Here is a 9474-nt window from a genome sequence, read left to right as displayed (position 1 = left end):
TCGGCAGCGGGGTATGGACATCACGGTGGTCACGACCGCCACGACTGACGACGAGGGTCGGGCGCTGCTCAAGCTCCGGGCTTCCCGTTCAAGGAGAACTGAGATGGCCAAGAAGGCGCTGATCATCAAGGCGGCCGCGAAGCCGACGCCGGGGCGAGGGCCACCCGGCCGTACGCGGTGAGGCTGTGGTGCGACACGCCCCGGTGTCGGGGGCGGGGGTCGGCGTCGGAGATGCGCAGTGAGCCGACCGGCCGGCCGCCGAGCGTGGCGATCGCGTTGACGGCCTCGCCGACGGCGATGCCGGAGAAACCCCACCGGGTGCCGGTGCCCAGGTTGCCGGGCCCCTGGGCCACGATGGCCACGTCCGCGTCCAGCACGTGGCGGGCGGCGAGCAGGCCGCCGTGCAGGGTGGTGGCCTCCAGGTCGCCGCCGAACGCCTGCCCGACGGTGATCGTCCCGGCCAGCTCGTCGCGCAGCCCGGCGAGCGTGCGGGAGAACCAGGCCGGCAACGCCCCGCCGTCGGTGAGCAGGTACGCCACCCGGGCGTGCGGGGCCTCGGCCCGGATGCCGGCCAGAATCGCCGGCAGCGCCGAGTGCAGGTCGGCGGTGACCACCGGCATCCCACCCAGGTCGTCGGCGTCGGCCAGCAGGGCGCGGTGCGGGCTGGCCTCCTCGTCGACGCCGAGCAGGATCGGCTGCAACGGGGTGTAGCGGGCCTTGACCAGGTGCCCGGCGTCGCGGGTGTCACCGGCGTCCGGCGGGTCCGGCGGCAGCCGGTCCGGCAGGGCCACCACGAGGGCGTACCCGCCGGTGCCCAACCCCATCAGCAGCGCACCGGCGTTGAGCAGCACCCGGTCACCCGGCTCGGGCGTGCCGACCAGCTCGGGATAGGCCAGCGCCCGCATGCGCGTGCCGTCGGGCAGGTCGACGTCGAGTTCCACCGCCCCGGTCCACTGCCGCCGCAGCGCCGCCACCGTCCCCGTCCGCCATCGCACCATGACGGGCACGCTAGCCGCGCGGACCAGCCGGCCCGCGCTCGGGTGGGCCCGCCCCCTCAGGTGGGGTCGGGCTCGCCGCCGGCGTCGGCGCTCGGCCTGGCCTGGGTGTCGCGCGCCTGCCCGGCGGCTCCGGGCAGCGAGCGGGTCGGGTCGAGGAAGACGTAGCGGATTTCCGGGTACCGGCCGGTGAGCCGCCGCTCGGCTTCGTCGGCGGTGGCCTCGATGGCCGCGCCGGTGGCCTCGTCACGGAAGTCGACCTTCGCGGCGACGAGGATGTCGTCCGGGCCGAGCTGCATCGTCAGCAGGGTGTCGATGCGCTCGACCTCGGGCAGCCCGGCCAGGTCGCGTTCGATCTCGCGGCGCAGCCGCTCCGGGACGGCCCGGCCGACCAGCAGCGACAGGTTGTTGCTGGCCAGGATCCCGGCGACGGCCAGCAGCAGCAACCCGATCAGGATCGACGCGATGCCGTCCCACACCTCGTCGCCGGTGGCCTGGGACAGGCCGACGCCGAGCGCGGCCAGCAGCAGGCCGATCAGGGCCGCGCTGTCCTCCAGGAAGACCGCCTTGACGGTGGTGTCGGCGGTCAGTCGCAGGAACCGGCGGGGTGTGGTGTCCCAGCGCTGGGACTCGCGGCGGACCTGCCGAACGGCCCGGGCCAGCGAGATCGACTCGATGACGAACGACACCGCGAGGACGATGTACGAGATCAGATAGTTGCCGCTGTGCTCGTGCACGAGGATGGTGGTGACACCGTGGGTGACGGCGAAGCCGGCGCCGGCCACGAAGGTGAACATGGCGGCGAAGAACGCCCAGACGTAGCTCTCCTTGCCGTACCCGAAGGGGTGTCGTTGGTCGGCCGGGCGGGCCCCGCGGCGCAGCGCCTGGAACAGCAGCACCTCGGTGGTCGTGTCGGCGACCGAGTGCGCCGCCTCGGAGAGCATCGCGGCCGACCCGGAGATCAGCCCGGCGACCAGCTTGGCGATCGCGATGGCGAGGTTGGCGGCGCCCGCGACGACCACGGTGCCGACGCTCTCGCTCTCGGTATTCATCTCGCCCTGCGACATGAGGGCAACACTATGGCCGCGGGCGGCGACGCGCCGGGGGAGGGGGCCGATCCGAACAAGTGTGCGGCACGCCCGCGTGGGTGCACGCCTGCGCCGCGTCGGCTGCTAGCGTCTACCCGTGTCGCGGACCCGCACCGAACGCCTGGTCAACCTGGTGATCTGCCTCCTGTCCACGCGACGGTTCCTGACCGCCGCGCAGATCGCCGCGACCGTGCCCGGCTACGAGCACGACCCCGACGACGCGCGCGACCACGAGGCGTTCCAGCGCAAGTTCGAGCGGGACAAGGCCGAGCTGCGCGAGCTGGGCGTCCCGCTGGAGACCGGCACGGCCAGCGTCTTCGACGCCGAGCCCGGCTACCGCATCGCCCACCGCGAGTACGCGCTGCCCGACATCCCCCTGGAACCCGACGAGGCCGCCGCGGTCGGCATCGCCGCCCGCCTGTGGCAGCACGCCGGGCTGGCCGCCGCCGCGTCGTCCGGGCTGGCCAAGCTGCGCGCCGCCGGGGTGGACGTCGACCCGCAGGCCACCCTCGGCATGGAGCCGATGGTCACCGTCGATCCCGCGTTCGCGCCGCTGACCGCCGCCGCGCGGGACCGCCGCGAGGTCGGGTTCGACTACCGGGTGCCCGACCGGGACGCCCCCAGCCGCCGCCGGCTGCAACCGTGGGGCGTGGTCTGCTGGCGCGGGCGGTGGTACGTGGTCGGCCACGACCTGGACCGCGCGGCGACCCGCTGCTTCCGCCTGTCCCGGGTGGTCGGCGCGGTCCGGGTGACCGGCGCACCCGGCGCGTACGAGCCGCCGGCCGGCGTCGACCTGATCAGCCACGTGGCCCGCTGGTCCGGGCCGGTGGAGCGCACCGGCCGGGCCACCGTGCTGGCGACGCCCGGGCGGGCCGCCGGCCTGCGCCGCTGGGCGGTGGAGGTGACCGCCGGGCCGGACGGCGACCAGCTGGTCCTGCCGTACGCCGACCCGGACTCTCTGGCCGGCCAGCTCGTCGGGTACGGCCCGGACGTGCGGGTGCTCGACCCGCCGGAGGTCCGCGAGGCGGTCATCCAGCGGCTCAAGGAGATCGCCGTCCGGCACGACGAGCTGACCGTCTCCGGGGGTGCCCGGTGACCCGCCCGGCCGCCCGCGGCGGTTCCCGCGCCTCCGCCGACCGACTGGCGCGGCTGCTCAACCTGGTTCCCTACCTGCTGGCCCGGCCCGGCATCGAGATCGCCGAGGCGGCCGGTGACCTGGGCGTCACCGAACGACAGCTCCGGGAGGACCTGGAGCTGCTGTGGGTGTGTGGGCTGCCCGGTTACGGCCCCGGTGACCTGATCGACATGGCGTTCGACGGCGACCGGGTGACCATCACCTACGACGCCGGCATCGACCGGCCGCTGCGGCTCACCCCCGACGAGGCCCTCGCGCTCGTGGTGGCGCTCCGGATGCTCGCCGAGACCCCGGGCGTGGCCAACCGGGAGGCCATCGAGCGGGCCCTCGCGAAGATCGAGGACGCCGCCGGTGACCTGGTGGGCGCACCGGTCGCGGTCCGGCTGCCCGGGGACACCCGGCGGGTCGAGGCGCTGCGCTCGGCCGTGGAGGGCGGAAAGGCGCTGCGGATCACCTACTACACGGCGGCCCGGGACGAGACCACCGAGCGCGTCGTCGACCCGCTGCGGATGCTGATGGTCGGCGGCCGGGCGTACGTGGAGGCGTGGTGCCGGCGCGCGGAGGCGGTCCGGCTGTTCCGGGCCGACCGGATCGACGCGATCACCGAACTGGACGAGCCGGCCACCGTTCCGCCGCAGGCTGTCCCGCACGACCTCACCGAGGGTGTCTTCCGGCCGTCGCCCGACCTGCCGCTGATCACACTGCGGATCGGGCGGGGCGAGCGGTGGATCACCGAGTACTACCCGTGCGAGCGGGTCGAGGCCGGCGACGGCGACCAGTGGCTCGTCTCGCTGCGGGTGACCGACCTGGGCTGGGCGCGGCGGTTCGTGCTGGGCCTCGGCCCGGACGTCACAGTGGTCGCCCCGGTCGAGCTGGCCGAACAGGTCCGGGCGACCGCCGCCGCCGCGCTCGACGCGTACGCCGTGCCGGCGCCTGTTCCCCGGCGTGCGCCGGCCGATTCCGTGCCGGCCGGCGTGCCGTCGGGCGATCCGGCGGTGGCCGCCCGCACCCAGTAGGCTGACCGGCGTGCTGATCTGGATCGTGCTCGCGGTGGTGCTGCTCCCGCTCGTGGCGCTCGCGCTGGCCGTCCGCCCGGTGCTGAGCCGGCTGCCCCAGCTGCGCCGCGCCGCGGTGGCGTTGCAGCGGCGGGCCACTGAGGCGGAGGCGCTCCGGGAGACCGCCGAGGCGTTGCAGCAGCGCGCCGAGGGTGTCCAGCGCCAGCTCGACACCGCCCAGCAGCGACTCGCCGTGATCAAGGCCAAGCGCGGCTGACCGACCTCTGTCGGCCACCGTCGTCCCCCGGCCGGGTGGCGATGGTTGACTGATCATCGCGGTTGGTCAAGACTTCACCGGCCGGGCCCTGATCATCATCCCCGGCAGGTGGCATTCGGTCCATCCACACGTACGATGGGCTGCGTATCACCCCCCGGACACAGAGCGACTGGAGCTTCTCATGGGTGCCCTCAAGCCGTGGCACATCGCAGTTCTCGTGGTTGTGCTGATCCTGCTCTTCGGTGCGAAGCGGCTTCCCGACGCGGCCCGCTCGCTGGGTCGCTCGCTGCGGATCATCAAGGCCGAGACCAAGAGCCTGCAGGACGACGACCGCGACCTGGCCGAGAAGGCCGATGCACAGGCCGGCTACCAGCCGCTGCCGCCGCACGCCGGCCAGCAGGCGCCGTACGCCGGGCAGCCGCAGCAGGCGCCGTACCAGCAGGCGCCGGCGCAGCAGCCGGTCGTCGACCCGGTGCACCGCGTCCGCGACAACTGACCGAAGGGCTCCACCACCGTGGCCTTCGCCCTGCGTAAGCGCGGCCCGAGCACCTTCGAACGGGCCGCCGACGGCTCGATGACGCTCATCGAGCACGTCCGCGAGCTGCGCAACCGTCTGTTCCGCGCCTCGCTGGCGATCCTTGTCGGCTTCGGCTTCGGCATCTGGCTGGCCGAGCCGGTGCGGCATTTGCTGTCGCAGCCGTACTGCGACCTGCCGGGGTCGAAGGACGCGTCCGGCAAGTGCCTGTTCGTCCAGCTCGGCCCGGCGGACCTCTTCCTGTTGAACCTGAAGATCGGCCTCTGGGTGGGCCTGATCATCGCGGCGCCGATCTGGCTCTACCAGCTCTGGGCGTTCATCGCTCCCGGTCTGCACCGGCACGAGCGGCGCTACGCCTACGCCTTCACGGCCCTGGCGGCACCGCTGTTCGCGGCCGGCGCGGTGCTGGCCTTCTTCGTCACCACGAAGGGCCTCGAGTTCCTGCTCAACGTGTCGGGCGACGACATCGCGACGAACCTTGAGGTCACCCGGTACATCTCGTTCGTCACCAACCTGATCCTGCTGTTCGGTGTGGCGTTCGAGTTCCCGCTGATCGTGCTGATGCTCAACTTCGTCGGCCTGGCGAGCGCGAAGCGGCTGCTCAGCTGGTGGCGGGTGGCGATCTTCGTGTTCTTCGCGTTCTCCGCCGTGGTCACCCCCACCCCGGACCCGTTCGGGATGACCGCCCTGGCGATCTGCCTCTCCGCGCTCTACTTCGCGGCGGTCGGGGTGGCGTTCATCAACGACCGGCGGCGTGGGCGGGGCAAGGAGGTCTACGCCGGTCTCGACGACGACGAGGTCTCGCCGCTGGAGTTCGACACGGACCCGGTCGTGGCCGGGCAGCGGGTCGACGCGACCGCGCCGATCGGCGCGCCCGAGCCGATCGCGAAGCCGGCGCCCATCGAACGCCGCTACGACGACATGACCTGACGGCCCCGCGCCGCCGGAGTCCACCGACGCCGTCCCCGCCTGCCGGGGGCGGCGTCGTCGCGTCAGCGGCCCCGTCAGACGCTCACCCCACGCGCCGGCGGCGAGACTGATCGTGACGTCGGCCGCCCCTGGTGAACGGCGGGTGTCCGACCGGTACGGTGCTGCCCGTGACCGCAGACGATCACCTGCCCGGCCCGCCCACCGATGGGCCGATCGAGCGCACCCCGCCCGCCCGCGACTCGGTCGACCGCGCCCGGGACGAGGGTGGCCCGGTGGCCGTGCTCGCCAACCCGACGGCCGGCCGGGGGCGGCACCGGGCGCTGCTGCCCCGGCTGCTGGACGGGCTGGCCGCCGCCGGCCGTCCGGTCCGGTTGCTGTCGGCGTCCAGTCCGGACGAGGCGGAGGCGGCGTGTCGTACCGCCGTCGCCGACGGCGTCGGCGCGCTGGTCGCGATCGGCGGGGACGGCACCGTGCACCGGGCCATGCAGGCCGTCGCCGGCACCGACGTGCCGTTCGGGCCGGTACCGGCCGGCACCGGCAACGACTTCGCCCTCGACACCGGCTTTCCGGCCGATCCCGTCGCCGCCGTGGCGGTGATCGCCGAGGCGCTGCGCGCCGGCCGGACCCGCGTCGTCGACCTGGCCCGGATGACCGGCGCCGACGGGGCCGAGCGCTGGTACGGCGCCGTCCTCGCGGCGGGCTTCGACGCGATCGTCAACGAGCGCGCCAACCGGATGCGCTGGCCGCGCGGCGCCCGCCGGTACGACCTGGCGATCGTGGTCGAGCTGGCCCGGCTCCGGCCCCGCCGCTACACGCTGCGCCTGGACGGGGTGCCGCACGAGATGGACGCGGTGCTGGTGGCGGTGGGCAACTGCCCGACGTACGGCGGTGGGATGCGGATCTGTCCCGAGGCCGATCCGACCGATGGGCTGCTGGACGTGGTGGTGGCCGGTCGGGTCGACCGGCGGACCCTGATCCGGGTCAAGCCGCGCATCTACCAGGGCACCCACGTGAGTCACCCGCTGGTGAGCAGCTACCGGGCCCGCACCGTGGAGTTGGCCGCCGACGACATCGTCACGTACGCCGACGGGGAACGCTCGCTGCGCCTGCCGGTGACGATCACTGCCGTGCCGGGGGCGCTGCGACTGCTGCTCTGACCCGTACCGCGCCGATGCTGGCGGCGATGACCAGCACGATGGCGGCGCATTCCAGCAGCGTCAGCGCCTGCCGCAGCACTAGCCATCCGGCGAGGGTGGCGATGGCCGGGCCGAGGCTCATCAGCACCGCGAAGGTGGCGGTGGGCATCCGGCGCAGCGCCAGCAGCTCCAGGGTGTACGGGAGCCCGGAGGCGAGCACCGCGAGGGCGGTGCCCAGCGCCAGCACCCTCGGGTCGAGCAGGACGGCGCCGCCGTCGACGATGCCCAGCGGCAGGGTGACCAGCGCGGCGAGGGTCAGTGCGAGGGCCAGCCCGTCCGCGCCCGGGAACCGGCCGCCGACCCGCGCGCTGAGCACGATGTACGCCGCCCACATCGCGCCCGCGCCGAACGCGAAGGCCACCCCCGCCGGGTTGAGCCGGTCGAAGCCGCCCTGCCCGAGCAGCGCCACCCCGGCCAGCGCGAGCCCCGCCCAGCACCAGCTCGCCAGCCGACGGGCGGTGAACACCGACAGCGCCAGTGGGCCGAGCACCTCCAGGGTCACCGTCGGGCCGAGCGGGATCCGCTCGATGGCCTGGTAGAACAGCGAGTTCATGCCGGCCAGGGCCAGCCCGAACGCGCCGGCCGCGAGCCAGGCCGAGCGGTCGTACCCGCGCAGCCGGGGCCGGCACACGACGAGCAGCAGCACCGCCGAGATCGTCAGCCGCAGGGTGACCGCCCCGGCCACCCCGGTACGCGGAAAGAGCAGCGCGGCCAGGGCGGAGCCGAACTGCACCGAGAGCGCCCCGCCGAGCACCAGCCCCACGGCGAGGACGCCGCCGCGGCGCTGCGGGGGCGCGTCGGCCGGGCGCGGTGCGGGCAGCAGGGTCTCTGTCACGAGCACGACGCTAGGCGGTCAGCCCGCAGTGCTCTCCGGCGGTGTCGACCGTCGGGAAGAACGCGAGCCGCGTCGCCCGGCTGGTGGCGAGCGGGTCGCGCTTCGGGGATACGAGAGCGTCGATGGGCCAGCTATCCTGCTCGGACCGGTATTGATCCACAGTTGGGAGCTGGCATGCGCCTCGCCATGGTCACGGTCTCCGCTTCGCCGCGAGGGCACGCCCGGCACTGATCGGGCGCCGCCGGAGATCACCCCCGGGGGTCTGGTGCTCCTCGCCGCGGAGCGGTCCCACGACGACCGTTTCCTTCCCTGGCTCGAGGAGCTCTTGTGCGTGCCCTTATATCCGCGCGTCTCGGCGCGGACTTCACCAAACTGTGGACCGCTGCGGCGGTGTCCAACGTCGGCGACGGTGTCACCATGGCCGCCGGCCCGCTGCTGGTCGCCTCCGTCAGCGACAACCCGGCCCTCATCGCCGGCGCCGTCTTCGCGCAGCAACTGCCCTGGCTGCTGTTCGCCCTGGTCAGCGGTGCCTACGTCGATCGGCTCGACCGTCGCCGTCTGGTCGTGGTCGTCAACCTCGCCCGCGCCGCGGCCCTGGTGGCGTTGTCGATGACCATCGCGACCGGAACCGTCTCGGTGGCCGTCATCTACGCGGTGCTCTTCCTTCTGGGTACGGGCGAAACCCTCGCGGACACCGCGCTGGGTGCCCTGCTCCCGGCGGTGGTCGCCCCGGAGGAACTGCCGCGCGCCAACGCTCGGCTCTACGCGAGCTTCACCATCGGTAACCAGTTCGTCGCGAAGCCGCTGGGCGCGTGGTTGTTCGTCGTCGCGGCGGCGGTGCCGTTCGGGGTCGACGCGCTCACCTTCGCGACGTCCGCAGCGCTGATCGCGGGCATCCGGCGCGTCCCCGTCGTTGGCGATCCGCCTCGGCGGGCCTCGCTGCGTGCCGAGGTCGCCGCCGGCGTGCGGTGGTTGTGGCGGCACCGACTGCTGCGGACCCTCGCCGTGAGTATGGGACTGGGCAACATCGCGTTCGGTGCCGCGTTCGCCGTGTTCGTGCTCTACTGCCGGGAGCGCCTGGGTGTATCCGCCGTCGGCTACGGATTTCTGTTGTCCGCCTTCGCGGTCGGCGGCCTGGTCGGCACCGCAGTCGCCACGATGCTCACGCGCGCGCTCGGCAGCGCCACCGTGTTGCGTGCCGGCCTGGTGATCGAGGTCGTGACGCACGTGTGCCTCGCGACCACGACGACACCCTGGGTCGCCGCCGTCGTGCTGGTCGTGTTCAGCATCCATGCCATGGTGTGGGGCATCACCGTCACCTCGGTCCGGCAACGGGTCGTGCCTGCGCACCTGCGCGGCCGGGTCGGCAGCGTGTACGCATTGCTGGATCTCGGCGGCGCGGCGCTGGGCTCGCTCCTCGGCGGCCTGTTCGCCAGCGCCTGGGAGATCACCACACCGTTCTGGGTCGCCGCCATCGCGACGGCGGCG

9 protein-coding genes and 2 pseudogenes are annotated in these 9474 nt (G+C 73.7%); 8 read left to right on the top strand and 3 right to left on the bottom strand.

Going from position 1 to position 9474, the window contains the following annotated elements; translation table 11 throughout:
• Window positions 1-102, top strand: a pseudogene (locus AB0J68_RS18835) (50S ribosomal protein L5); the annotation flags it as partial.
• A 50-nt stretch (window positions 103-152) separates the two neighbouring features.
• On the opposite strand, the pseudogene AB0J68_RS18830 reads toward AB0J68_RS18835, so the two are convergent.
• Window positions 153-998, bottom strand: a pseudogene (locus AB0J68_RS18830) (DUF3866 family protein); the annotation flags it as partial.
• Window positions 999-1054: 56 nt separating this feature from the next.
• On the bottom strand, window positions 1055-2062 hold the full coding sequence (locus AB0J68_RS18825) for a cation diffusion facilitator family transporter (RefSeq protein ID WP_363939631.1): 1008 nt from the start codon (window positions 2060-2062) through the stop codon (window positions 1055-1057).
• 118 nt (window positions 2063-2180) lie between these two features.
• Here AB0J68_RS18825 and AB0J68_RS18820 point away from each other — a divergent pair, with 118 nt between their 5' ends.
• The 6 genes from AB0J68_RS18820 (at window position 2181) to AB0J68_RS18795 (ending at window position 7112) form a co-directional block, all read left to right on the top strand.
• A complete protein-coding gene (locus AB0J68_RS18820; RefSeq protein ID WP_354862723.1) occupies window positions 2181-3179 on the top strand; it encodes a WYL domain-containing protein in 999 nt (332 codons plus the stop codon).
• Window positions 3176-4234, top strand: coding sequence for a YafY family protein (locus AB0J68_RS18815; RefSeq protein ID WP_363939629.1), 1059 nt, complete (start codon window positions 3176-3178; stop codon window positions 4232-4234). Before AB0J68_RS18820 ends, AB0J68_RS18815 begins: the two co-directional genes overlap by 4 nt.
• A 10-nt stretch (window positions 4235-4244) precedes the next feature.
• Window positions 4245-4490 carry a hypothetical protein gene (locus tag AB0J68_RS18810; protein ID WP_354862726.1) on the top strand — a complete coding sequence of 82 codons (246 nt, stop codon included), beginning with the start codon at window positions 4245-4247 and terminating at the stop codon, window positions 4488-4490.
• Window positions 4491-4671: 181 nt separating this feature from the next.
• A complete protein-coding gene (tatA, locus tag AB0J68_RS18805; RefSeq protein ID WP_007459946.1) occupies window positions 4672-4986 on the top strand; it encodes a Sec-independent protein translocase subunit TatA in 315 nt (104 codons plus the stop codon).
• Between the two features lie 18 nt (window positions 4987-5004).
• Window positions 5005-5955, top strand: coding sequence for a twin-arginine translocase subunit TatC (tatC, locus tag AB0J68_RS18800; protein WP_363939627.1), 951 nt, complete (start codon window positions 5005-5007; stop codon window positions 5953-5955).
• Between the two features lie 212 nt (window positions 5956-6167).
• Entirely contained in the window at window positions 6168-7112 is a 945-nt protein-coding gene (locus AB0J68_RS18795) for a diacylglycerol kinase family protein (RefSeq protein ID WP_363939632.1), read from the top strand.
• On the opposite strand, the gene AB0J68_RS18790 is transcribed toward AB0J68_RS18795, so the two are convergent.
• Window positions 7075-7992: an EamA family transporter gene (locus AB0J68_RS18790; protein WP_355068962.1), complete on the bottom strand. Its 918-nt coding sequence runs from the start codon at window positions 7990-7992 to the stop codon at window positions 7075-7077. The genes AB0J68_RS18795 and AB0J68_RS18790 overlap by 38 nt on opposite strands.
• A 321-nt stretch (window positions 7993-8313) precedes the next feature.
• Between AB0J68_RS18790 and AB0J68_RS18785 the strand changes: the two genes are divergently transcribed.
• A partial coding sequence (locus AB0J68_RS18785) for an MFS transporter (protein ID WP_363939626.1) occupies window positions 8314-9474 on the top strand: 1161 nt, incomplete at its 3' end.

This window comes from Micromonospora sp. NPDC049580 (assembly GCF_040675595.1).
Lineage (GTDB): Bacteria > Actinomycetota > Actinomycetes > Mycobacteriales > Micromonosporaceae > Micromonospora.
Note: the sequence above shows the minus strand (reverse complement) of the source record. Positions and strands in the feature narration are given on the sequence as shown.